We start from the raw sequence: 22,698 nt of genomic DNA on the forward strand, positions 1-22,698 counted from the left end.
CGTCTTTTCAGAAACGGGCCCTAAAACGGAGAGCAGGCTTGAGGAACGAGTAGTTTCCTTTATTTCCATGATTCGCGTTATTCGTAACGGAGCGATTCTATGGGGTCCAGCTTGGAGGCTTTGTAGGCCGGGTAATACCCGGAGATCAGCCCCACGGAGATACAAATCGCCATGCCCACAATCATCCACAGCCACGGCACGAAGAACTCGCCTTTGCCGATGAGCATGGCAATGCCGTTGCCCATGAGAATGCCCAGCAGAATGCCTACCACACCGCCCAGCACACAGATCACGATGGCCTCAATCAGAAACTGCAACCTGATCTGCTTAATGGTGGCGCCCAGGGCTTTCCGGATGCCGATTTCACGCGTGCGTTCGGTTACGCTCACCATCATGATGTTCATGAGGCCAATGGACGCCCCCAGCAAGGTGATAAACCCTACCAAGAAACCGCCGGTTTTCAGGTAACCGGTGATGTTATTCAGCTCCTGCTCCACCGAGTCGCTGCGGGTGATCTGGAACGAGTCTTCCTGCCCTAAGCGGTCCTGGCGCACTTTGCGCATGATGCCCGTGGCCTCTTCCATGGCAAACGCTAGGCTGGACTCATTCAGAATAGCGGATTTAATCTCGAAAGTTAAAGGACTTTGGGTGGGAATCTGGGTAGCGGCTTCCAGCGGGATAATGATCCGGCGGTTACTGCCGCCGCCGCCTAAGCCACCGCCCTGGCTCTTGATCTTGCCAATTACTTTGAAGCGGCGGCCCAGCATGATCAGGCTCTTGCCCTCGGGGCTTTGTTTCGGGAACAGTTTTTCGGCCACTTCCTCGCCAATAATGGCTACCGGGGCTCCGGTTTCAATCTCCAGGTTAGAGAACGGCCGGCCCAGTTCCAGGTCATAGTTCTCGTTCACCAGGTAATTTTCGTCGCCGCCAATTACGCTCATGTTGGGGTTGGTTTTGATGCTGCCGGCTTTCACGGCCACGTTGCCGCTCACATGGGTAGAGAGACTAACCCGCGCTTTGTCGGCCATGAGTTGCTTGTACTGCCGGGCCTGGAACTCGGTGATGTTGGGGAATACTTTGGCATGCCGGCCGCCCTGCTGTCCGCCGCCCTCCCATTTCTTCTCAATATCAAAGGAATTGGCCCCCAGAGAGGAAAATGTGCTGGATACGGAATACTTGATGCCCTCAATTGCCGTTAGAATACCTACCAACGACATGATCCCGATGGAGATGATGAGGGCGGTGAGCACTGTGCGGAGCAAATTGCCTTTGATGGAGCGGAAACCTTCCTTGGTGTTTTCTAAAAGATTCATGTTTTCTCTGGAGCCAGTACCGGTACAGCCTATCTGTCGTACAAACGGGCTCTTTCTTACTGATATAAAAGTAACGGTTTTCCGGTTTATTGCCCGTTTTTCTTAAATTCGTTCCAAACTGATTGCTAATGAAGACTTTGTTCCGAATTTTATTTCTTCTGCTGGTGCTGCTGGGGACTGCGCGGGCCTCGTGGGCGTCTTACCTGCTCCTGCCCATGGATGCGTCGCAGAAGAACCATCTCAAAGCCTACGGGCTGGCCTACTGGGCGCTTCAACGGCAGGTGGAGGTTGAATGGCTCTTGAATTACAAAGGCGGCGCTTTTGCCCTGAAACAGGGAAACCAGCTGGAAAACGAACTGGTGGTGCGCGGCATCAGCTACCAGACCATCTCCGATGCGCAGTACAGCCAGATCTTAACCGAGATTGCCGCCCCGGAGTCTAACATGGACGTGATGAAGCTGGAGAAAGCGCCCAAGATTGCGGTGTACTCGCCCAAATCAAAACAACCCTGGGACGATGCCGTAACCCTGGTGCTCACCTACGCCGAGATCCCCTATGAAATTGTCTATGACGCAGAGATTCTGGAAGACAAGCTGCCCAAATATGACTGGTTGCACCTGCACCACGAGGACTTTACCGGCCAGCAGGGAAAATTCTATACCGCCTTCCGGAACACGCCCTGGTACATTGAGCAGAAGCGGGAGTCAGAGGCTATTGCCAAGCGGTTCGGGTTCAGCAAAGTGCCCCAGCTGAAAAGCGCCGTGGCCCAGCGCATCCGGGATTTCTGCGCGGGCGGCGGCTTTATGTTCGCCATGTGCTCCGCCACCGATACCTATGACATTGCCCTGGCGGCCGTGGGGCTGGACATCACCGAGAGCATGTTTGACGGCGATCCCTCCGATCCTCAAGCTCAGCAGAAGCTGAACTTCGCCAACACCTTTGCCTTCAAGGACTTTACCCTCATCCGGGACCCCTACCACCCCGAGTTCTCCAACATTGACAACTCGCAACTGGAGCGCGGCCTCCGCGAGAACAATGATTACTTTCAGCTTTTCACCTACTCAGCCAAGTGGGACCCCATTCCTACCATGCTGACCCAGAACCACGTCAAAACCATCAAAGGCTTCATGGGGTTAACTACGGGCTTCAAGAAAAAGCTGATCAAGTCTGAGGTGGTGGTGATGGGCGAAACCAAGTCCATTGACGAGGCCCGCTACATTCACGGCACCTTCGGGAAAGGCACCTGGACCTTCTACGGCGGCCATGACCCCGAGGACTACCAGCACTTCGTGGAAGAGGAACCCACTGACCTGGCCCTCTACCCCAACTCCCCGGGTTACCGCCTCATTCTGAACAATATTCTGTTCCCAGCCGCCAAGAAGAAGAAACAGAAGACGTGATGCGGTGATGAGGAGATTTAATGATGTGAAGATTTGGAGATGTGAAGATGAGGAGATGAATTGATTTAAATGATTGAGGGGTTTAGGGGCTGTTTTCATGAAAACAGCCCCTAAACCCCTCAATCATTTCAGGTAATGTAACCTGTTATTTCATCGTCATATTTTCAAATCTCATAATTTCCACATCTCCAAATCTTCACATCTGAATCAGTGAATCCTGTCCGGGCGATGCTCCAGGTTGGCGATGATGTCTGCCTCAATTATCAGGAGCTCCTGTAAACGGGCGTCCACCACTTCTTTGGGCATGTATTCTTTGGCCAGCTTCACGAAACTCACGTAATGCCCGGCTTCAGAGACCATCAGCTCATAGTAGAACTTCTGGAGGTCTTCGTCCTGCAGGTTCTTCCAGAGCAGTTTGAAGCGTTCGCAGGAACGGGCTTCTATCAAGGCATTCACTAGCAGGTGGTCCATGAGCTGGCGCTCCCGCTTGTCCCCTTTCCGGATGTGCTTGCTTAGTTGGACCACGTACTCATCGGCCCGGTTCCGGCCCAGTTCATAGCCACGTTTCTTCAGTTCCTCCAGCACCCGTTCAAAGTGGCTCCACTCCTCGGCCACCAGCGCGGTCATTTCTTCCACCAGTTTAGTCTTGTCTGGATACTTCACGATGAGGGAGATACCGGAGGTGGCGGCTTTCTGCTCACAGTACGCATGGTCTACCAGAATGTCCTGGATGTTCATTTCCGCGATGTTCACCCACCGAGGATCTGTGGGTAGTTGAAGTTTAAGGATTGACTTTGCCACTGGTTTTGATATTTGAAGATGTGAAGATTGGAAGATGTGGAAATTAGGAGATATGGAGATTTGAAAATGTGGAGATTTGAAAATGTGGAGATTTGAAAATGTGGAGATTTGAAAATGTGATGATGATCAAATAGTTTGTTGATTTTTTGATAGAAGAACAACAGCTACTCTAAAGCGCATTAACCTGTTTTAGGATTATATTTCTGAAAAAGACTCTAAAACAAGATTTCTTCGATTTTCTTTAGCTCGTCTATGGCGCGGAAGTTACTTCCGTGACTTACATTTTTAAGAAAGTCACGGAAGTAACTTCCGCGCCATAGACGAGCCATACTGGCCCCATTAAGGAAGGTTTCTGTTTACAAACCATTTCTAAGAAAACTGCCTATAAACAGAAAAGTAGCCATTAGATTAAGTTTTCTTAACCTCGAATCTCCTCATTTTCACATCTTCTAATCTACCAATCTTCTAATCTGAAAAGCTTAATCATAGAAATTCCACTGCAAACCTAAGTTAAAGGTAAAGGGGTTGGCCACGTAATACGGCGTGGTGAAGTACCCTTGCTCCCAGTCACTGATGACGTTGTTGAGGTGGCTAAGCTTCAGGAAAAGGTTCACGGTTTTGATGTCGGCGCTCAGGAACACGTCCAGCGTGGGATAACGGGTCACCAGGAAATCGTTCTGCAAATGGAACTGCTGGGTGACCGGCATGTACCCATCGGCGTAATAATCGGAGTGCCAGTTCATCTCAACCCCGGCCTGTACATAGATGGCTTTCTTGAAGGCCGGTCCCTGCACATACACCCTGGACTGTACATACCACTCGGGCATCCGGATCACTTCCTGGCCGGTCACTTGGTTGTAATACACGTTGTTGTCGAAGACGAATGATTTTACGCTGAACTTGTACCGCACACTGGCTTGCACCAGGTTGGTGTTACCCGACGTCTGCGCCGGAGTAGCCCAGTCAGCACGGTCTTTCCGGAGAGAATCCTGGTAGTAGACGTAGTTCCGGAGGTTGGTGAACTGCAGTTGCGCGTTGAGGTAATGATTGCGGTAGCCTGCCTCCAGAGTTGCGGCTGTCTGGTTGGCTTGAATGTTCTCAAAATCATGGGACCACTGAAAATGGTTACTGATGTAGACCCTCTGCACCAGAGTGGGAGAATAAGACGACCTGGTTTGCCGAAACGTGAGGTACTTGTAGCGGGCCTGCGCATTGAGGCGGTAATCGCCGCCGCCTATCTGGAACTCGCCATCCGTGGTGACATAGATATCGTTCTTCAACCGGAACTGGGCCTCACCCCCGATGAAGTTATCGGCGATGGTTCGCTTTTCCTCCTTCACGTAATACGCCAGGCTGTCCTGCAGATCAGGACGGGGAATTCTTTTCACTCCTTCGGCGGTTACTTTATAAGAACCATCACGGCGTTTGGCATACGCCCGGTACACAAACAAGCGGCCGCTGCCCATCACGCCAAACGTGTTCTCTATCTGCCGGAAGTACGAATCGTCATAGGTGCGGGTCCCATCCAGCTGGGCTCTGGGGTAGAATTTCAGAGTCTGCACTTTGGGATCACCTGAGCCCACGGTATCATACGGCAAGGCTTTATCGGTGTAATCATTGTTTTGGGTATTCACATCCAGCGTGTGGTACAGCTGCAGCCCGGGTCCCAGCAATTTGTACCATTGGGTGGCATGGAAGCTGTTGCGCTTCTCGTCTGAGGTGGCCTGCTGCAGCCAGGCCGGTTCCTCTTTGTATTCAAAAAGACTATCGATGGGTTCGCCGCGCTCTGGGCGGATGCCGCCCAACTCAATCTGCTCGTGGCTGCTCAGGCTGTAATTGGCCATGAGGCGGTACCGTTCGTTTTTGCTGGCGTAATGCGTAAACGCCTGAAAACCGTAGTGGCTCACCAGTCCGTCTAAACCGCTGCCAATGGTTCCAAACTGGCGCTCAGCCCCCAGGCGCTCATAGCCAATGCCCACGTTCCAGTTAGCCGACACGTTTCGGGTATGTTTCGCCCGGAAGATTTGGTCCCCCAACCCACCCTGCAGGTAGTGCAGGAACGTGAAAGGCGATTTGGTGTCATAGTATTCAATGGTGGCGGGGTTGACGGCGTACGGGTCAAAGGCATTTTTGCCCAGCCGATTACCTAACTGCGTGGGCATCCTCCAGAAAAGCGGTTGGGAAGCCGTGCCCGTGTTGCCCAGGTTCTGCTGCAAGGTAGAGTCATAATACCAGAACCGGTTGTTGGGCAGGTTGGTCAGTGCCGTGTCAATCCGGGTAGAGGTAAGATTTCCTTTGAAGATGTCCGCCTCGTAGATCACCTTGGTGGTGGCCGAACCATAAATGGCTTTCGTGGAATCGTTCAGGATTTGGGCCTGGGTCTGGGAGTAAGTACCCAGCCATCCCAAAAAAGCCGCAGCTATCAGTTTCTTATAAGTCACGTTCAAAAGTAAGATTAATATCTGAACCAATGGGCGGTACCCAGCGCTGGATGGTGGCATCAAAAGAAGGTTCCTGCGGGGCAAAGGCATTGGTAATAGGCAAATAGTATACCGGCAATGACCGCCACAAACCTGTAAGGCTGGGCTCCTGCCACTTCACCGCATCTTTTTGGGTCATCAGAATACTTATGGCCGAATCCCGCAGAGAGGCATGAAAGGTCACCACTTCCCCAACTCGCTCCGGCGTAACGGCCGCATGGTCTGGCCAATCAAAGTGGCGCACCACCTCATACCTCTCCTGCTGCAAATGCTTCACCAGCGGCTGAGCGTTGGCAATACCAGTCACTAAAATCAGCCTTTTCCCTAACGTAGTTCCCTGGCCAACCGGTACAGCCGGGGCGTAGACTATTTGCGAGAAAAAAACCGGTGTGCCCGCAGAGGTGTATTCCTGCACCTGCTTCTGAATGAGCGTCTGTTGTTCTTGGGATATCACCCGCGGACATTTGGTCACCACTACGGCATCGGCCCGGCGGGCCCCACTCCTGGGTTCCCGCAGCAAGCCCATGGGCAAGAGGTAATCCTGGGTAAACAAGCGGTTGAAATCGGTAAGCAACAGGTACGAGGAGGCTTTCACCGCCCGGTGCTGAAACGCGTCATCCAGCAGAATCACGTCTAAATCGGGGAAAAGCTGGAGCAACCGCTGGATTCCCAGGGCACGTTTCTCACAGACGGCTACCCGCACCTGGGGCAGGCTTTGCGTGTACTGGAACGGTTCATCGCCTAACGTGGCGGCGGTGGCTTGATGGTCGGCTAAGACGAAGCCTTTGGTTTTTCGTTTGTAGCCGCGGCTAAGGATGGCGATGTGGCGGGGTTGTAACAGGCGGGCCAAATATTCTACCTGCGGAGTTTTGCCGGTGCCGCCCACGCTCAGATTCCCCACGCAAATCACCGGAATGGGCGCCTGGTAGACAGAGAACAGCTCCTGGTCGTATAAGACATTCCGCAGACGCACAATGCCCCCGTACAGCTGCGCGAACGGAAACAAAAGGAAACGCAAGGCGGACGTGGTTACGGGCATAAGCTGCAAAAGTACATGATTTTTACCTTTCTTTGCCTTCAACGGCTTTAAACCTAACGTATGACAAAGATAAAAGAAGTGGTGCAGGTACTGGAGCGCTACGCACCCCCGGCGTATCAGGAATCGTATGACAACGCCTTGCTCCAGGTGGGCGACCCAGAAGCCACCATCACCGGAGTTCTGGTCACCCTGGACTGCACCCTGGAAGTGGTAGAGGAAGCACTACAGCGCGGCTGCAACCTGATTGTGGCGCACCACCCGGTGATCTTCAAGCCCCTGAAAAGCCTGACCGGCAAAACACCCGTAGAACGCATCCTGCTCAAGGCGCTGCAGCACCAGATCGCCATTTTCGCCTGCCACACCAACCTGGACCACGTGCACAACGGAGTCAATGCCAAGCTGTGCGAAAAACTGGGCATCCTCCACCCCAAGGTACTTGCCCCTAAAACCCAGATCCTGACCAAACTGGAGACCTATGTGCCGCTGGAAGACACCGAGAAAGTGCTGGCGGCGCTGCATAAAGCCGGTGCCGGACAGATAGGCGACTATTCAGACTGTAGCTTCAGAGTTACGGGCACGGGCCGGTTCACGCCATCGGCGCAAGCCAATCCGCACATTGGCGAACCCGGCCAAACCGAGGAAACCATCGAAAACAAAATAGAGGTGATTTTCCCGTCGTTCAAGCAGAACCAGATCATGCGCGCGCTGGTGCAGGCCCACCCCTACGAGGAGGTGGCGCACTATTTGGTTTCTCTGCAAAACGAGAACCAGGAAGTGGGCGCCGGCATGGTGGGTGAGCTGGAAGAGGCGCTCTCGCCGGAGGCTTTCGTGCAGCACGTGAAAGAGCGGCTGCAGATCAACACCTTCCGGCACACGGCCTGGCCTCAGAAAGCCATTAAAAGAATTGCCGTCTGCGGCGGGGCCGGAAGTTTCCTGACCAGACAGGCCAAAGCGGCCGGGGCAGACGTGTTCCTGACGGCAGATTTGAAATATCACGAGTTCTTTGAGGCCACGGAGCAGTTCACCTTAGTAGATGTAGGTCATTATGAAAGTGAAGTTTTCACGAAGGAGCTTTTTTATGATATACTTACAAAATCTTTTCCTAATTTTGCAGTTGATTTGTCAAATACCCCTACAAATCCCGTAAGACACAGCTAAATTATACATGGAAAGTACTGTAGCAAGTAAGTTAGATGCACTTCTAAGACTTCAGAGCTTAGATTCTCAATTGGACAAGATTCTACAAATTAGAGGCGACCTTCCGGAAGAGGTTCGTGACCTGGAAGATGAGATTGCCGGCTACCAAGTACGCGTGAGCAAGTTTGATGACGAAATTGCCGAGTTGCAGCAATCCATTGCCAACCGCAAGCAAGGCATCAAAGACGCTGAGAAACTGATCAAGAAATACGAGGAACAACAGGAGAACGTCCGCAACAACCGCGAGTTTGACGCCATCACCAAAGAGATTGAACTTCAGAAACTGGAAATCCAGATCAACGAGAAGAAGATCCGGGAGGCTAATTTCCAGATAGAGCAGAAAAACCTGGAGATCCAGGAAACCAAAAACCGTCTGGAAGAGCGCCAGAAAGACCTGAACACCAAGAATGCCGAGCTGCAGGTGATGGTGAACGAGAGCGAGGAAGATGAGCGCAAACTGAACGAGGAGAAAGAAGAAGCCATCACCCACATTGAGGATCGCCTTCTGTTCGCTTACAACCGGATCCGGAAGAACGTTCGCAACGGCCTGGCCGTGGTAACCGTGAAGCGTGACGCCTGCGGCGGATGTTTCAACACCGTTCCCCCGCAACGTCAGTCAGACATTGCCGCCCACAAGAAGATCACCGTTTGTGAGCACTGCGGCCGTATCTTAGCCGATGTGGAGCAAAAAGCAATCGTGTAAACAGACAAATAATTATAGCGTGAAAAGGATGGTGTGACTACCATCCTTTTTTTTGTGCCTTTTCCCTAAATCTCCCGCAAAACGGCACCGCCGGTCTTCAGTTGTTTCGGCACCCGTTTTCAGAAAAGAGGCTTAAAACGGGAAGTTGGGGAGGATCAGGTCTGGCGAGGATTCCCGTCTGCATGAGATAATCTGCGTATCTTTAAGCCCGCTTTCACTCCGGTTCCTTTTTCATGAATTCGCTGACCTTGCCTTTTGCTTCCCTTCCTGTCCCGGTTCTCCAATGGAAACAGCAGGCCTTGGCCTGGGCAGCCGAGCACAATGAACTGGTGGCATATTATGAACCCAATCAACTAAACTACCGCTACGGCACCTTCACTAATCTCTTAGGCATGCGCCGCCACGCCAGCAGCCAGGACATCACCTCCTGGGAACAGCTTCAGGACCAGCTTTCTCAACCCGACAACCGTCCGTTACTCGGTTACCTGACCTATGACCTCAAGAACGGCCTGGAGAAACTGCACAGCCAACATCCGGATTTTATTGGTTTCCCCGAACTGTACTTCTTCCTGCCGGAAACCTGGCTCCTCTGGGCCGAGGATGCCCTCACCATTTATTCCACCACAGAAGATCCGGAGGCTATCGCCCGCTCCATAGCGCATACGCCGTTTACGGCCTCTTTTTCTGAAAACAAGGTTAAAACAGTTCCCCGCGTCAAGAAGGAAGATTACCTGCATAACGTAGAACAACTGAGGCAGCACATCCTGCACGGCGATGTCTACGAAGTGAACTACTGCCAGGAATTCTACGCGGAACAGGCATCAATCAGCCCGCTGGCCTTGTTCTGGAAATTGAACCAAGCCTCTCCTACTCCATTTGCTGGCTTTCTTAAATTGAAGGAACGTTACTTGCTTTGTGCCAGCCCGGAAAGGTTCCTGAAAAAGTCGGGTGACTTACTGATTTCGCAACCTATTAAGGGGACCATCCGGCGAGGCAGCACCCCAGAGGAAGACCAGCGCCAGAAGGAACAGCTCGCCGCCAGCGAGAAAGAGCAGGCCGAGAACATGATGATTGTAGACCTGGTCCGGAATGACCTAAACCGGGTAGCCGCCACGGGCACCGTGCAGGTAGAAGAACTGTTCGGGTTATACGGTTTTAAATACGTGTGGCAGATGATCTCCACCGTGACCGCCCAGCTTCCAGAAACTGTACCAGCAGTGGAGGTACTGAAGGCTGCTTTCCCCATGGGCAGCATGACCGGCGCGCCTAAAATCAGGGCGCTGGAGCTGATTGAACAGTATGAGCAAACCAAGCGGGGCCTCTACTCCGGCTCCCTCGGCTACTTCCTGCCCAACGGCGACTTTGATTTCAACGTGGTGATTCGAAGTTTACAGTACAACGTTGCCACCGGGTACCTCTCCTTTGAAGTGGGCAGCGCCATCACCTATGACTCAGACCCGGAGCAGGAATACCAGGAGTGTCTCCTGAAAGCCGAAGCCATCAGAAACGTTCTGGCAAACTGACCTTGTGTGCTCCAAGGAAGGGTATGATTATTCCTTCCTTGATGAAATACTTGAAGGCTTTTTCTCCCATTTCATTTTAGTGCTGTTTTTACCTAAACAAGCTCAAAACAGAAAATAGAACTTGAAATGCTCCAAAGTTCAGGCTGGTTCCTGCTGGTCTATTTTTGGGCATCAGTTCTAGGGTTTTGCCATGAAGCGTATTCCAAAATAATTATAAATCATTACTTTATCTTGAAAGGATATAGCATTATCTTGCAGTACAAATCCAACCTATCTAACCCTTTTACCTTTAATTAGCTATTTTATGAAGAAAACCTCTACTCTGTTAGGTACCAGCCTCGCTTTGGTCTTGTTTTTGGGAAGCTGCGCCTCTTCCTATCGGCCCATTCGGCCGCAAACTGTGCATTATGACTATAATGAGATTTCCGCCACTGGCGCGCTGTCTACTTCTTTCGCGTTTGATGTCATGACCTTACGCAATAACAAGAAATACGCAAAGAAGGAGACGAAGAACAACATGAAGGTAGTGTCCATGAAGGTGGTGAACAATACCGATGCCCCTATTCATGTTGGGCGCGATTGCCGCTTGTTCATGGGAGGCCGGGAGATCATCCCGATGGAGCCCACCGTTGCCGCTAACAAGATAAAACAAGGCGTGCCCATTTATCTGCTGTACGCTCTCCTTTTCTTGAACATTACCCAGGAAAATACCAGTGGATCCTATGTAACCGAAAGTTCCTCCACTTCCCTTCCCATCGGCCTTCCTATTGCCGCCGGTAACATGTTAGTGGCGGGGAATGCCAACAAGAAAATGAAAGAGGAAATCATCGGGAACAACATCCTCAACAAAACCATCAACCCCGGCGAAACCGCTTACGGCGTCATCTGCCTGAATGAATCTACCACCGGGCGGCTTAAGTTTGAGTTGAACCAGGCCCAATAATCTGCTCTTTCCCTCCATCATCAAAGCGCCTGCAAGCTACCTTGCAGGCGCTTTTGTTTAAAAATATCATCTGCCATTCTGTCATAAGCAGGTGAAATATGCTTACCTTTGTGTTTTAATTTGCCCTTATGCACGCACCCATTCTGGACTTAGACTTCATTGACAACCGCACGCCGGAGCAAGCCGCCGCGTGTGATACCAAAGTAACGGTTGATTCCAACACTGGCCGTCAGCGGAAACTCTATATTGAAAGTTACGGCTGTCAGATGAATTTCTCTGACAGTGAGATCGTTTCCTCTATCCTGTTCGAAGCTGGGTTTGACACCACCTCAGAAGTGACCAACGCCGATCTGGTATTGCTGAACACCTGCTCTATCCGGGAGAAAGCCGAGCAGACGGTGCGGCACCGCCTCACGCAGTTGCAGCACCTCAAGAAAAAGAAGCCCGGTATGGTGGTAGGCGTGTTGGGCTGTATGGCCGAGCGTCTTAAAAAGAACCTGCTGGAAGAAGAGAAGATGGTGGACCTGGTGGTTGGCCCGGACGCGTACCGCGATTTGCCTTCGCTCATCAACGAGGTAGACGGCGGCCACAAAGCCGTGAACGTGCTCCTCTCCCGTGAGGAAACCTACGCCGATATCAACCCTATTCGGTTGAACAGTAACGGCGTGAGTGCGTTTGTGTCCATCATGCGCGGCTGCGACAACATGTGCTCTTTCTGCGTGGTGCCGTTCACCCGCGGCCGCGAACGGAGCCGCGATGCTCATTCCATTGTGCATGAAGCACAGGAACTGGTGAACCAGGGCTACAAAGAAGTAACTTTGCTGGGTCAGAATGTGGACTCATATAAATGGGCATCGGAAGACGGCCTGGTGCGGGTGAATTTTGCCCAATTATTGGAGATGGTGGCCTTGATCAGCCCAGACCTGCGGGTACGTTTCTCCACCTCCCATCCCAAAGACATCACCGATGATGTGTTGTACACCATGAAAAAGTACGACAACATCTGCAAGTACATCCACTTACCGGCTCAGAGCGGGAACTCCCGCGTGCTGGAACTCATGAACCGCACCTATGACCGCGCCTGGTACATGGAGCGCGTAGACGCCATCAGAAGAATTCTGGGCGTTGAGTGTGGCATTTCCACCGATATGATCGCCGGTTTCTGCTCCGAAACCGAGGAAGAGCACCAGGACACGCTGTCACTCATTGATTACGTGCAGTATGACTACGCCTACATGTTCTTCTACTCAGAGCGCCCCGGCACCCTGGCGGCCCGTAAACTGACGGATGACATTCCGCTGGAAACCAAAAAGCGTCGTCTGCAGGAAATCATTGACAAGCAGCGTTTCTACTCCCTGGAGCGGAATAAACTGGACGTAGGAAAAGTGTCTAAGGTACTGGTGGAGAACTTCTCCAAACGCTCAGACGACATGCTCAGCGGCCGAAACGACCAGAACAAAGTGGTGATCTTCCCTAAGATGCATTTCAAGAAAGGCGACTACGTGAACGTGCTCATCACCGACTGCTCCGTAGGCACCTTGTTTGGGGAACCCGTTCTTTAATTTGAAAATTTGGAGATGAGGAGATTTGAAGATGAATTTCCCCAGGCAAGGCACTGCATTTCCAAATCTTCGCATTTTCAAATCTACAAATCTACTTCATGCGTGATATAGAAATCCAATCGGTGAAGCAGCGGTTTGGCATCATCGGGAACTCCCCTTTGCTGAACTATGCCATTCAGGTGGCGGTGCAGGTGGCCCCTACGGACATGACGGTGCTCATTACCGGGGAAAGCGGCAGCGGGAAAGAATCTTTTTCCAAGATCATCCACCACCTGAGCCCCCGCAAGCACGGGCAGTTCATCGCCATCAACTGCGGCGCCATCCCCGAGGGTACCATAGATTCAGAACTGTTCGGGCACGAGAAGGGCTCTTTCACCGGCGCCGCCGAGGCCCGGAAGGGCTACTTTGAAGTGACCAACGGCGGGACCATCTTTTTGGACGAGATTGGCGAAATGCCCCTCGGAACGCAGGCGCGCCTTTTGCGCGTGCTGGAAAACGGCGAGTTCATCAAAGTAGGTTCCTCTAAAGTGCAGAAGACCGATGTGCGCGTGGTGGCCGCCACCAACGTGAATCTGATGCAGGCGGTGGAGCGTGGCCAGTTCCGGGAGGACTTGTATTACCGACTCAACACCGTTCCCATCAGCGTACCGCCCTTGCGAGAACGCGGCGAAGACACGCACCTGCTGTTCCGTAAATTCGCGAGTGATTTCGCGGAGCGGTACCACGTCAAGCCCATCACGCTGCAATCCGAGGCGGTGCAGGAGCTGTTGCGCTACCGTTTCCCGGGCAACATCCGGCAGTTGAAGAACATTGTGGAGCAGATATCGGTGCTGGAATACGAGCGGGAGATCAACGGCACCACCTTGCGCAAGTACTTGCCGCACGAGCAGCAGAACCAATTACCTGCCCTTTTCCACCCCAACAACTCTACCGACGGGGCCAGCGGCATCTCTGAGCGCGACTTACTGTACAAGGTCTTGTTTGACATGCGCAAAGACATGAACGACCTCAAGCAGGTGGTCTTTGACTTGTTGTCGCACCAGCAGGAAGACGCGGAACTTCTCAAGGCCAACCGGCATTTGTTTGAAGAGATGCGGCCCATTGAACAACCGGTGTACCGCTCCGCCCCGGAACGCCGCGACGGTGGGTACATGCTCTCGGTAGACGAGCCCGACGAGGAATACGAGGACAAAGTCGAGGACATCTCCCACGAAACCGAGGAAGAAAGTCTTTCTTTGGAGCACAAGGAAAAGGAAATGATCCTGAAAGCGTTAAAGAAACACGGGAACAAGCGGAAGTATGCCGCCAAAGACCTGGGCATCTCTGAACGTACCCTTTACCGCAAATTAAAACAATACGACCTTGAAGACCTGTAGACCCTTATCGTACCTGCTCCTGCTCTGCCTGCCGCTGCTGCTGAGCGGGTGTTACTCCTTTTCAGGTATCAATTATGATGCCTCCAAGTACAACAGCATTTCCATCACCAACTTCAGCAATCCTTCCGGTCAGGGACCTTCTAACTTACAGCAGTTTGTGACCGAAGACTTCAAGGATTACTTCCAGCGGAACACCAACCTGCGGGTGCTGCCCCAGGCCGGCGATTTCCAGATTGAAGGTTCAATCATGAGCTATTCCTTCAGTCCGGCGGCTATCCAGCGTAGCACTACCACGGCGGGCAGCAACGTAGGCCTGGACCAGGCCGGGGCCAACCGCCTCACCATCGTGGTGCAGATCAACTTCACAGACACGAAGAACCCCACCAACAACTTCGACCAAAGTTTCTCGGGCTTCGCCGATTTTCCTCCTACCCTGGATATCAACCAGATAAACCAATCGCAGATCAGGCAAATCACAGAACGCATTATTTACAGCGTTTTTACCAAAACGGTAGCGAATTGGTAAGTATCTTTGCAGCCCAGAAGGCACTGAAAACAATCTTTTCAGTGCCTTTCTCCTGTATTTCCCTAATTAACTTGTAATTTGTATTTGTCCGGATCATCCCCGGGCAGAGGAGCGTTCCATGAACAAAGCGGCATTTCTAAACATAGTACGGCAGGTAGCCCCCATCCAGGACCAGGAAGTTGACGACCTGGAGCGCTTGGTGGTGTCTTTCCCGTATTGCCAGACCGCGCATGTTCTGTTGGCCAAAGCCGCCCATGACCGCGGCAGCATGCTCTCTACCCAAAAGCTGAGAAGAGCCGCCGCCCACGTTTCGAACCGGCAATTGCTCAAACAACTGGTCTACGCCACCCCCGCGGTGGAGGAGGTATACGCCCCAGAGGTGGAAGACGAAACCGAGCAGGAAGCTTTTGCTCCCTTCGTTTCAGAGCCAGTTTTAGAAAATGAGCCCCAAAACGATTATTCAGACGAACTACCTGAAGTAGAGGAACCAGCCCAGTTTACTCCCGAAGAACTCGTTGATACAGATCTGGCGGTTGAACCTGCTTTAGAAGAGGCACCGAAAGAACCCACCCCTGAGCTGGACGTAGTTCAGGCCTTCGATGAGGAAATTGAGCCAGAAACGGAAGTAGTAGCGGAAGCTTCTGCCGTGGTAGAAAACGAGGTTTTTTCAGAAATTGAGACTGAAAACGAACTTCCGGAAGTTTCCCCAAACGATCTTTCACAGGAAGTTTCTGAAGTTGCCGTTGAAGCTTTGGTTGAACCGGAATTAGAAACCCTATCAGAGGAATCATCGCTTGAAGTAGCTGCGGAAAGTCAGGAGGAAGCTGTTTCAGCCGATGAGCGGGATCTTACAGAGGAAGAACTTGAGGCGGACGACACCTTTTCTGAGGAAGACGACAACCTGGACGAGTTGCTGGAGCTGATCCAGATCAACAGCCTGACGTCCTTCAGCGCCCCTATTCCTCCCGTCAACCTGACGCATGCCGAAATCATCTCGGAGCTCACTTCCGCGCAGGAAACGGAACCGGCTGATGAGCCCGCCATTGATTTCGGGAAAGTGGCCGAACGCTTATCTGCCGCGAGCCAATCTGAACCAGAGACCCAGGAAGTGGGCATGAGTGCCTACCTGGAGATTGCCAAGCTGGACACGTTGTATGATACCTCAGGCTATGAGTTCCCCACGTTAAAGCTGCCCGAAGTGGTGCAGGGCACCTCCACGTCTGATGATGCCGCGAATGACCCGTACATGTCCATCTTCACCCAGAACAACCTGGCCTACTGGATGGGCTCCAGCCGCCTGGGCGAGAGCATCCAACTGAAAGACGACCTCACCACCACTACCCCGTTCTTCTTCCAGCCCGAGCTGATCATTGAGCATGTGAAGGAACAGAATGCCCCGGCTCCGGCCCCAGAGGTAAGCCCGGCCGCCAAGCTGGACCAGCAGATGGACATCATCAACCAGTTCCTGAAGACCACGCCCAAGCGTAAAACCCTGGCCAACGCCCAGCTCAACAATGAGCCGCAGGAAGATTTATCCGCTAAAAGCTCCAAGATCAAGAAGACGCTGGTGTCTGAAAACCTTGCCCTCATCTTCATTAAACAGGGAAAAGGCAGGAAAGCCATCAAAATTTATGAACAACTTATAGTGAAGTTTCCCGAAAAAAAGAGTTACTTTGCTGAACAAATTGATAAATTAAGAAACGAATAGTCCAATTATGTACATTGCTCTGATCAGCGTAATTCTTTTCCTGTGCGTGCTGTTGGTTTTGGTGGTCTTATCCCAGAACTCCAAAGGCGGCGGATTATCCAGCCAGTTTGGCGGCGGCGGCACCAGCCAGTTAATGGGCGTTAAACGTACCGGTGACCTCCTTGAGAAATTAACCTGGGGTTTCGCGATCGGAATCATTGTATTGACCCTGGCCTCCCATACAATTGTCAATAGCGGTGCAGGTGCAGACAACCGCACCATCAACGAGCAACGCGCGGGTCAGGCCGCTCCGGCCCCTGCCCCAGCGGCTCCGGCTATCCCTCAGCAGAACGCAGCTCCGGCTACTACCGCCCCTGCCGCCGCCGGCGACTCAGCCAACCAGTAACAAAGCCGATACTGACAACCCTTTATTGGAGCCCGAGCCTTAACTGGTTCGGGCTTTTTTTTACCCATCGTTTTAGGCATCCTTTCCTTAAAGGATGCCCAAAACGGCCCAGGCGATTTACAATCTGACAGAATGAGGAATTTCAACTGACAGAATTTTCGTCTTGGCTCGCGGGCGTGTCAGTACTTCCCTCCTCCAGATCGCCTAAAAACTGACAAAATGTGGCAAGTTTGGCAGAAATGAGGAGTTGGCACAGGAATGGCAGATAGGCAATGCATCACCGGCCAGCACACGCCGGGCATATTCGTTAACATAACCTAATATCATAACAAACCTATGGCATTAAACATCAAACCAATTGCTGGAACTGCTAACAGAGTTATTGTAGAGCCGGCTCCCGCAGAAGAGAAAACTGCTTCTGGCCTGTATATCCCAGACACTGCCAAAGAGAAACCTCAGAAAGGTACGGTAGTAGCGATATCAGAGGAAGACGGTGAAGGCAAGAAGCCTACTGTGAAAACTGGTGACGAGGTTTTATATGGCAAATATGCTGGTACTGAGATCTCCTTAGAAGGATCTGATTACCTGATCATGAAAGAATCAGACATCCTGGCGGTTCTTTAATCTCTCTTATTAAACTCACAACCATAATCTATTCATAAGAAGCTATGGCATCTAAGAACATTACCTTCGACATCGAAGCCCGTAACAAGATTAAAAAAGGCGTTGACACTTTGGCCAACGCCGTGAAAGTAACCTTAGGCCCTAAAGGCCGCAACGTGATCATCGACAAAAAATTTGGTGCTCCCAGCATCACCAAAGACGGTGTGACTGTTGCGAAAGAAATTGAACTGAAAGACGCCGTTGAGAACATGGGTGCTCAACTGGTGAAGGAAGTGGCTTCTAAAACCGCTGATATGGCTGGTGATGGTACTACTACTGCCACTGTCTTGGCGCAAGCCATCTACACGGCCGGTTCTAAAAACGTTGCTGCCGGTGCCAACCCAATGGACCTGAAGCGCGGTATTGACAAAGCCGTTCACAAAGTAGTAGAAAACCTGAAAGCGCAGTCTAAAAAGATTGAGAACTCTTCTGAGATCGCCCAGGTAGGTACTATCTCTGCCAACAACGACACCGAGATCGGGCAGATGATCGCCGATGCCATGGACAAAGTTGGTAAAGACGGCGTGATCACCGTGGAAGAAGCAAAAGGTACTGAAACCGAAGTGAAAACGGTAGAAGGGATGCAGTTTGACCGCGGTTACCTGTCTCCTTACTTCGTGACTAACCCAGAGAAAATGGAAGCGGAGTTTGAGAACCCGTTCATCCTGATCTACGACAAGAAAGTTTCTACCATGAAAGAATTGCTTCCAGTATTGGAGCAAGTGGTACAAACTGGCAAGCCGCTGGTGATCATCTCTGAAGACGTAGACGGCGAAGCCCTTGCTACCCTGGTCGTCAACAAACTGCGTGGTTCCCTGAAAATTGCCGCGGTGAAAGCCCCAGGTTTCGGTGACCGTCGTAAAGCCATGCTGGAAGACATCGCCATCCTAACCGGTGGTACCGTGATCTCGGAAGAGCGTGGTTACAAACTGGATAACGCTACCCTGGAATACTTAGGCCAGGCCGAGCGCGTGATCATTGACAAAGACAACACCACCATCGTGAACGGCCGTGGCACCAAAGATGCCATCACTGCCCGTGTAAACGAGATCAAAGCACAAGTAGAGAAAACTACTTCTGACTACGACAAAGAAAAACTGCAAGAGCGTCTGGCGAAACTGTCTGGCGGGGTAGCTATCCTTTACATTGGTGCCTCTACCGAGGTTGAAATGAAAGAGAAGAAAGACCGCGTTGACGATGCCCTGCACGCAACCAGAGCTGCCGTAGAAGAAGGTATCGTAGCCGGTGGTGGCGTTGCCCTGATCCGAGCCTTAGATGCCTTGAACGATGTAGATACCCGCAACGAAGACGAGAAAACCGGTGTGCAGATCATCCGCACGGCGTTAGAGGCTCCGTTGAGAACCATCGTGGCCAACGCCGGTGGCGAAGGATCAGTGATCGTGAACCAGGTACGTGCCGGTCAGGCCGACTTCGGTTACAACGCCCGTGACGACAAGTTCGAGAACATGTTCGCCGCTGGTATCATTGACCCAACCAAAGTAACCCGTTTGGCCCTGGAGAACGCCGCTTCTGTAGCAGCCCTGTTGCTGACTACTGAGTGCGTAATCGCTGACGAGCCGGAAGAAGGTGGTGCTGCAGCCGGTGGCGGAATGCCAGGCGGTATGGGCGGCATGGGTGGCATGATGTAATCTGCCCCAGCTTCTGCTGACAATAAAAAGGCCCCGGTGTTTGCCGGGGCCTTTTCTTTTACCTCTGTTTTAAGGCTGTTTTCGTGAAAACGGCCCCAAAACAGCGGGCTACTTCAAGACTTTGATCTTGATTTTGATATCATGCGGTGCCGTTTCATCGCCCCCGAAATACGGGTACAACTGGTAGCCTTTCCCTTCCCCGTTACAGGCCCGGGCGTGCTCTACCGTCTTCTCTCCTACTTTGTAGATGTACTTTGACTCCGTGAGGGTTAACTCACAGGTATAGTTTTTCTTCAGGTCAATAGCCGTGATGAAGGTAGAAGTGTTCTTGCCGCCGTTGTAAGAATAGGCATGCAGCTCCAGTTTGTTTTTATACCAACGCCAGCCAAAGCGGGCACTATTGTCATGGTGGAAAGTACCGCAGTCAGACATTCCGTAGAGCTTATTGATATCGGCTTGGTTACTGGGATCTTTGGTGGCGTAAATGGCGGTAGAATCAAACTGGACGTCAAACCGAAGGGAATTGGTGCTGAGAACTTTGATGGGGTTGGTGGTCTCGTGTCCTCCGGTATTGATCGCGTAGGTGATACCTTCTTCTACCGCGGGTGCTTCTTCGGGTTTCACTAATTCCATCACGTCACAGGAAAACGTAAGGAAAGGAACTGCCAGTAACAGAGGCAGCTTTTTGAATAAAGGGGTCATGGGTTTAGGGTGTGGGATCAAATAATATCCTGCCAACCCCTTGAAAGACAATTAAGTTCTATCCCCGTTTTCTATTTACCAAAAATCAATAAAAATTGAACAAACAAAGGGTAGTGCCTACAATGCTTCCGGTTCGTAGCACATGTTGTATAAATCTTCCATGGTGCCGTTGAACACGTTCAAATCCAGGTTGCCTTGCACTCCTTTCAGCTTGCCTTTTTCGGTATGCTGCCAGAAAGACCAGCTGCTGTTGGCTAACTGGTGACTTTTCTTCGGGTTGTAGTGCGCAATCCAGAGCGGGTAATCATCAAAATGGCCCGCCAGGTGCTTTTCATAGAAAGCATAATTGGTGTAGATGATGGGTTTGAGATCATACTTTTCCTCTACCACATCCAGCCAAAGCTGCACCCCCGCCCTAATCTCATCATCTGACTGGTGATTGGTGACTTCCACGTCCAGTACCGGCGGGAGATCGCCGGCCTCCAGTTTTACCTTCTTCAGGAAACTGCGGGCTTGCTCCTCGGCATCGCGGGCGGGTAGGAAAAAGTGATACGCGCCCCGCAGCACATCATGTTTTTTGGCCTGCCGCCAGTGCCGCGCGAAATAGCGGTCCTCGTGAGTGATTCCTTCGGTGGCTTTGATGAAAGCAAATTTGATTTTCTGCTTCTTTACCGCTTTCCAGTCAATTTGCCGCTGGTGATGGGAAATATCCAAGCCGGTGACCTCGTATCCCGCTGGGCTGAAGGTGACCGCGGTGTTGATCTGAGTTGCCTCTTCTATGTTGTGCCGCAGGAAAGCCAGCCGGCCTCCTTCCTTGAAATACTCAATCCCCAGGCAAAGCAGAAAGAAAGCGCCAATACCCAACGACAGTGGCTTCCACCAGGTCCCTTGAACCTGCTGTTTCTTGCGGGAAGCTGGTTTCCTTGTGCTTTTACGTGGGGCCGCAGACTCTCTTTTCATATTCCAACTTTGGCAGCAGGCAACTCTGCCTTTTCAACTCTCTACAAATTTACTATTAATTTAAGGAAGATGAAGTCCAACAAAAAAGCCTCTGCCACAAAAGTGACAGAGGCTTTCTTCAAAAATGAAGGAGCTTATTGAATACCGTGCATTTTCTTTTTCAGGGTTCCGTTCAAGGCCAACATAATCAAGCCTGCTAGTACCGGCAAAGCAGTGAAAATGAGGAAAAAAGTAGATATAGAATAGGTCTCGGTGATCTTATCAATGTAAGAACCGGTCCATCCTGCCAATGTATTGGCCACGAAATTGGCAACAAACCAGATCCCAAACATCAGGCCTACTAAGCGCTGGGGAGATAACTTACTTACATAAGACAGCCCAACGGGTGAAATACAAAGCTCTCCCAAGGTGTGGAATAGATACGCCAGGATAAGCCAAACCATACTTACAGAAGCGGTCTTTGCACCTTGCGGAATAGACAAACCTCCGTAGGCTAATATTCCGAAGCCAATTCCCAGAAGAAACAAGCCTAAGGCAAATTTCACGGGTGCTGAAGGATTGTATTTGCTTTCCCAGATTTTAGAAAAGATAGGCGCACAGGAGATGATAAAGAAGGAGTTCAGAATCTGGAACCAGGAAGCAGGTACCTCAGTAGCATCAGAGATAAACTCTCTTCTCAGCATCCAGATGATAATTCCCCAGATAATCACGAAGCTCAAACCCAGGAACAGGTTAGAGAAAGGAATATGCTTGTACGTCTGTCTGAAGAGATTGCCCAGAACCACCGTCAAAATCAACATAGGTACCACCACCAGAATGGCATTCGCCCATTTGAAGATGATTCCGCTGCTGCCTTCCAACACCCGGTTGGTGTAATCTGCTGCAAAAATAGTCATGGAGCCACCAGCCTGCTCAAACGCCATCCAGAAGAAGATCACGAAGAAGGCCAGTACAGAGATTACGATTAACCGGTCTCTCACAATGTGAGCCGGTGCTTCTTCTGCTTTCGCAGCGGCGGCACTTCCAGATTCAAGCTGGTTTTTAGGCGACAACCCAATGTTCCCGAATAATCTTTTGGAGAACATAAACTGTAACATGCCAAACAGCATGAAGATACCGGCTAGACCAAAGCCCCAGCTCCAGCCTACTTTCTCCCCTATGTACCCGCAGAGCAAGATTCCCAGAAAGGCACCGGAGTTGATCCCCATATAGAAGATAGTGTAAGCAGCATCTTTCTTAGCGGGATTCTTCACATACAGCTGCCCTACCATGGAAGAGATATTGGGTTTGAACAACCCGTTTCCTAAGATGATAAGCCCCAGCCCTATATAGAAAAAAGTAACCGACTCAAGAGCCATGCTGGCATGTCCCAGAGTCATGAGCAATGCCCCGAAGATGATGGCATTACGGAAACCCAGGAATCGGTCTGCAATGTAGCCACCAATAATAGGTGTCAGATAAACCAAACCAGTATAAATCCCATAAAGCTGGAGGGCTTCTTCCCGTTCCCAGGCCCAGCCGCCATTAGCCACAGTTGATGTTAAAAAAAGCACGAAAAGCGCGCGCATTCCATAGTAACTGAAACGCTCCCACATCTCGGTGAAGAAAAGCACAAACAATCCGGGAGGGTGCGCGCCGTCAGTTCCAAGCGGCTGCTCCCCATACGGAATGTTATGCTTACTGACTTGGTCATTAAGCGGATGAACTCCTTGAGACATAAAGTAAGGTTTAAAGTATGATTTATTTTGTTCGGATGGTACTCCTATAA

Annotated in this window: 19 protein-coding genes; 12 read left to right on the forward strand and 7 right to left on the reverse strand. The window is 51.4% G+C overall.

All coding sequences use genetic code 11. The features are described from left to right. Nucleotides 1–77 precede the first annotated feature (77 nt). A complete protein-coding gene (locus H7U12_RS18480; RefSeq protein ID WP_186640843.1) occupies nucleotides 78–1,313 on the reverse strand; it encodes an ABC transporter permease in 1,236 nt (411 codons plus the stop codon). A 128-nt stretch (nucleotides 1,314–1,441) separates the two neighbouring features. Between H7U12_RS18480 and H7U12_RS18485 the strand changes: the two genes are divergently transcribed. Next, nucleotides 1,442–2,713: an asparagine synthetase B gene (locus tag H7U12_RS18485; protein ID WP_186640845.1), complete on the forward strand. Its 1,272-nt coding sequence runs from the start codon at nucleotides 1,442–1,444 to the stop codon at nucleotides 2,711–2,713. 207 nt (nucleotides 2,714–2,920) lie between these two features. On the opposite strand, the gene miaE is transcribed toward H7U12_RS18485, so the two are convergent. From miaE to lpxK, 3 genes are all read right to left on the reverse strand, one after another. Continuing rightward, the gene (gene miaE / locus H7U12_RS18490; RefSeq protein WP_255896891.1) at nucleotides 2,921–3,514 is read right to left on the reverse strand and encodes a tRNA-(ms[2]io[6]A)-hydroxylase; all 594 of its coding nucleotides are present in this window, start codon (nucleotides 3,512–3,514) and stop codon (nucleotides 2,921–2,923) included. Nucleotides 3,515–3,993: 479 nt separating this feature from the next. Beyond that, the gene (locus tag H7U12_RS18495) at nucleotides 3,994–5,955 is read right to left on the reverse strand and encodes a putative porin (RefSeq protein WP_186640848.1); all 1,962 of its coding nucleotides are present in this window, start codon (nucleotides 5,953–5,955) and stop codon (nucleotides 3,994–3,996) included. Next, the gene (gene lpxK, locus H7U12_RS18500; protein ID WP_186640850.1) at nucleotides 5,945–7,033 is read right to left on the reverse strand and encodes a tetraacyldisaccharide 4'-kinase; all 1,089 of its coding nucleotides are present in this window, start codon (nucleotides 7,031–7,033) and stop codon (nucleotides 5,945–5,947) included. The genes H7U12_RS18495 and lpxK overlap by 11 nt, the downstream gene beginning before the upstream one ends. A 60-nt stretch (nucleotides 7,034–7,093) precedes the next feature. On the opposite strand from lpxK, the gene H7U12_RS18505 reads away from it, so the two are divergent. The 11 genes from H7U12_RS18505 to groL all read left to right on the forward strand — a co-directional run bounded on the left by H7U12_RS18505 (nucleotide 7,094) and on the right by groL (nucleotide 19,268). Further along, nucleotides 7,094–8,191: a Nif3-like dinuclear metal center hexameric protein gene (locus H7U12_RS18505; RefSeq protein WP_186640858.1), complete on the forward strand. Its 1,098-nt coding sequence runs from the start codon at nucleotides 7,094–7,096 to the stop codon at nucleotides 8,189–8,191. A gap of 7 nt (nucleotides 8,192–8,198) precedes the next feature. Beyond that, nucleotides 8,199–8,933: a zinc ribbon domain-containing protein gene (locus tag H7U12_RS18510; RefSeq protein WP_186640860.1), complete on the forward strand. Its 735-nt coding sequence runs from the start codon at nucleotides 8,199–8,201 to the stop codon at nucleotides 8,931–8,933. A gap of 233 nt (nucleotides 8,934–9,166) precedes the next feature. Beyond that, on the forward strand, nucleotides 9,167–10,456 hold the full coding sequence (gene pabB, locus H7U12_RS18515) for an aminodeoxychorismate synthase component I (protein ID WP_186640862.1): 1,290 nt from the start codon (nucleotides 9,167–9,169) through the stop codon (nucleotides 10,454–10,456). 304 nt (nucleotides 10,457–10,760) lie between these two features. Continuing rightward, a complete protein-coding gene (locus tag H7U12_RS18520) occupies nucleotides 10,761–11,399 on the forward strand; it encodes a hypothetical protein (protein ID WP_186640864.1) in 639 nt (212 codons plus the stop codon). A gap of 128 nt (nucleotides 11,400–11,527) precedes the next feature. Continuing rightward, nucleotides 11,528–12,961, forward strand: a complete 1,434-nt coding sequence (gene miaB, locus H7U12_RS18525) for a tRNA (N6-isopentenyl adenosine(37)-C2)-methylthiotransferase MiaB (RefSeq protein ID WP_186640867.1) — start codon at nucleotides 11,528–11,530, stop codon at nucleotides 12,959–12,961. A gap of 98 nt (nucleotides 12,962–13,059) precedes the next feature. Beyond that, a complete protein-coding gene (locus tag H7U12_RS18530; RefSeq protein ID WP_186640869.1) occupies nucleotides 13,060–14,337 on the forward strand; it encodes a sigma-54 interaction domain-containing protein in 1,278 nt (425 codons plus the stop codon). Continuing rightward, entirely contained in the window at nucleotides 14,324–14,863 is a 540-nt protein-coding gene (lptE, locus tag H7U12_RS18535) for an LPS assembly lipoprotein LptE (RefSeq protein ID WP_241749526.1), read from the forward strand. Before H7U12_RS18530 ends, lptE begins: the two co-directional genes overlap by 14 nt. Before the next feature lie 118 nt (nucleotides 14,864–14,981). Continuing rightward, on the forward strand, nucleotides 14,982–16,571 hold the full coding sequence (locus H7U12_RS18540; RefSeq protein WP_186640871.1) for a hypothetical protein: 1,590 nt from the start codon (nucleotides 14,982–14,984) through the stop codon (nucleotides 16,569–16,571). Nucleotides 16,572–16,578: 7 nt separating this feature from the next. Next, the gene (gene secG, locus H7U12_RS18545; RefSeq protein WP_186640873.1) at nucleotides 16,579–16,956 is read left to right on the forward strand and encodes a preprotein translocase subunit SecG; all 378 of its coding nucleotides are present in this window, start codon (nucleotides 16,579–16,581) and stop codon (nucleotides 16,954–16,956) included. A gap of 336 nt (nucleotides 16,957–17,292) precedes the next feature. Next, nucleotides 17,293–17,580, forward strand: coding sequence for a co-chaperone GroES (locus tag H7U12_RS18550; protein ID WP_186640875.1), 288 nt, complete (start codon nucleotides 17,293–17,295; stop codon nucleotides 17,578–17,580). Between the two features lie 44 nt (nucleotides 17,581–17,624). After that, a complete protein-coding gene (groL, locus tag H7U12_RS18555; protein WP_186640877.1) occupies nucleotides 17,625–19,268 on the forward strand; it encodes a chaperonin GroEL in 1,644 nt (547 codons plus the stop codon). A 108-nt stretch (nucleotides 19,269–19,376) separates the two neighbouring features. On the opposite strand, the gene H7U12_RS18560 is transcribed toward groL, so the two are convergent. The 3 genes from H7U12_RS18560 to H7U12_RS18570 all read right to left on the reverse strand — a co-directional run bounded on the left by H7U12_RS18560 (nucleotide 19,377) and on the right by H7U12_RS18570 (nucleotide 22,648). After that, nucleotides 19,377–19,970 (reverse strand): hypothetical protein, encoded by a 594-nt coding sequence (locus tag H7U12_RS18560; RefSeq protein WP_186640879.1) that lies wholly within the window; start codon nucleotides 19,968–19,970, stop codon nucleotides 19,377–19,379. Nucleotides 19,971–20,087: 117 nt separating this feature from the next. Next, complete coding sequence (locus H7U12_RS18565) at nucleotides 20,088–20,930, reverse strand: glycoside hydrolase family 25 protein (RefSeq protein ID WP_186640880.1); 843 nt, start codon at nucleotides 20,928–20,930, stop codon at nucleotides 20,088–20,090. A 134-nt stretch (nucleotides 20,931–21,064) separates the two neighbouring features. Beyond that, the gene (locus tag H7U12_RS18570) at nucleotides 21,065–22,648 is read right to left on the reverse strand and encodes a peptide MFS transporter (RefSeq protein ID WP_186640882.1); all 1,584 of its coding nucleotides are present in this window, start codon (nucleotides 22,646–22,648) and stop codon (nucleotides 21,065–21,067) included. Nucleotides 22,649–22,698 lie beyond the last annotated feature (50 nt).

It is taken from the genome of Rufibacter sediminis, assembly GCF_014269285.1.
Classification (GTDB): domain Bacteria; phylum Bacteroidota; class Bacteroidia; order Cytophagales; family Hymenobacteraceae; genus Nibribacter; species Nibribacter sediminis.

What these genes read in the sequence shown, in the direction of transcription:
- H7U12_RS18510 (WP_186640860.1), top strand. Translation starts at nt 8,199, where the DNA reads ATGGAAAGTACTGTAGCAAGTAAGTTAGATGCACTTCTAAGACTTCAG.
- pabB (WP_186640862.1), top strand. Translation starts at nt 9,167, where the DNA reads ATGAATTCGCTGACCTTGCCTTTTGCTTCCCTTCCTGTCCCGGTTCTC.
- miaB (WP_186640867.1), top strand. Translation starts at nt 11,528, where the DNA reads ATGCACGCACCCATTCTGGACTTAGACTTCATTGACAACCGCACGCCG.
- H7U12_RS18540 (WP_186640871.1), top strand. Translation starts at nt 14,982, where the DNA reads ATGAACAAAGCGGCATTTCTAAACATAGTACGGCAGGTAGCCCCCATC.
- H7U12_RS18560 (WP_186640879.1), bottom strand. Translation starts at nt 19,970, where the DNA reads ATGACCCCTTTATTCAAAAAGCTGCCTCTGTTACTGGCAGTTCCTTTC.
- secG (WP_186640873.1), top strand. Translation starts at nt 16,579, where the DNA reads ATGTACATTGCTCTGATCAGCGTAATTCTTTTCCTGTGCGTGCTGTTG.
- H7U12_RS18505 (WP_186640858.1), top strand. Translation starts at nt 7,094, where the DNA reads ATGACAAAGATAAAAGAAGTGGTGCAGGTACTGGAGCGCTACGCACCC.
- H7U12_RS18565 (WP_186640880.1), bottom strand. Translation starts at nt 20,930, where the DNA reads ATGAAAAGAGAGTCTGCGGCCCCACGTAAAAGCACAAGGAAACCAGCT.
- H7U12_RS18520 (WP_186640864.1), top strand. Translation starts at nt 10,761, where the DNA reads ATGAAGAAAACCTCTACTCTGTTAGGTACCAGCCTCGCTTTGGTCTTG.
- H7U12_RS18480 (WP_186640843.1), bottom strand. Translation starts at nt 1,313, where the DNA reads ATGAATCTTTTAGAAAACACCAAGGAAGGTTTCCGCTCCATCAAAGGC.
- H7U12_RS18570 (WP_186640882.1), bottom strand. Translation starts at nt 22,648, where the DNA reads ATGTCTCAAGGAGTTCATCCGCTTAATGACCAAGTCAGTAAGCATAAC.
- groL (WP_186640877.1), top strand. Translation starts at nt 17,625, where the DNA reads ATGGCATCTAAGAACATTACCTTCGACATCGAAGCCCGTAACAAGATT.
- H7U12_RS18485 (WP_186640845.1), top strand. Translation starts at nt 1,442, where the DNA reads ATGAAGACTTTGTTCCGAATTTTATTTCTTCTGCTGGTGCTGCTGGGG.
- lpxK (WP_186640850.1), bottom strand. Translation starts at nt 7,033, where the DNA reads ATGCCCGTAACCACGTCCGCCTTGCGTTTCCTTTTGTTTCCGTTCGCG.
- H7U12_RS18550 (WP_186640875.1), top strand. Translation starts at nt 17,293, where the DNA reads ATGGCATTAAACATCAAACCAATTGCTGGAACTGCTAACAGAGTTATT.
- H7U12_RS18530 (WP_186640869.1), top strand. Translation starts at nt 13,060, where the DNA reads ATGCGTGATATAGAAATCCAATCGGTGAAGCAGCGGTTTGGCATCATC.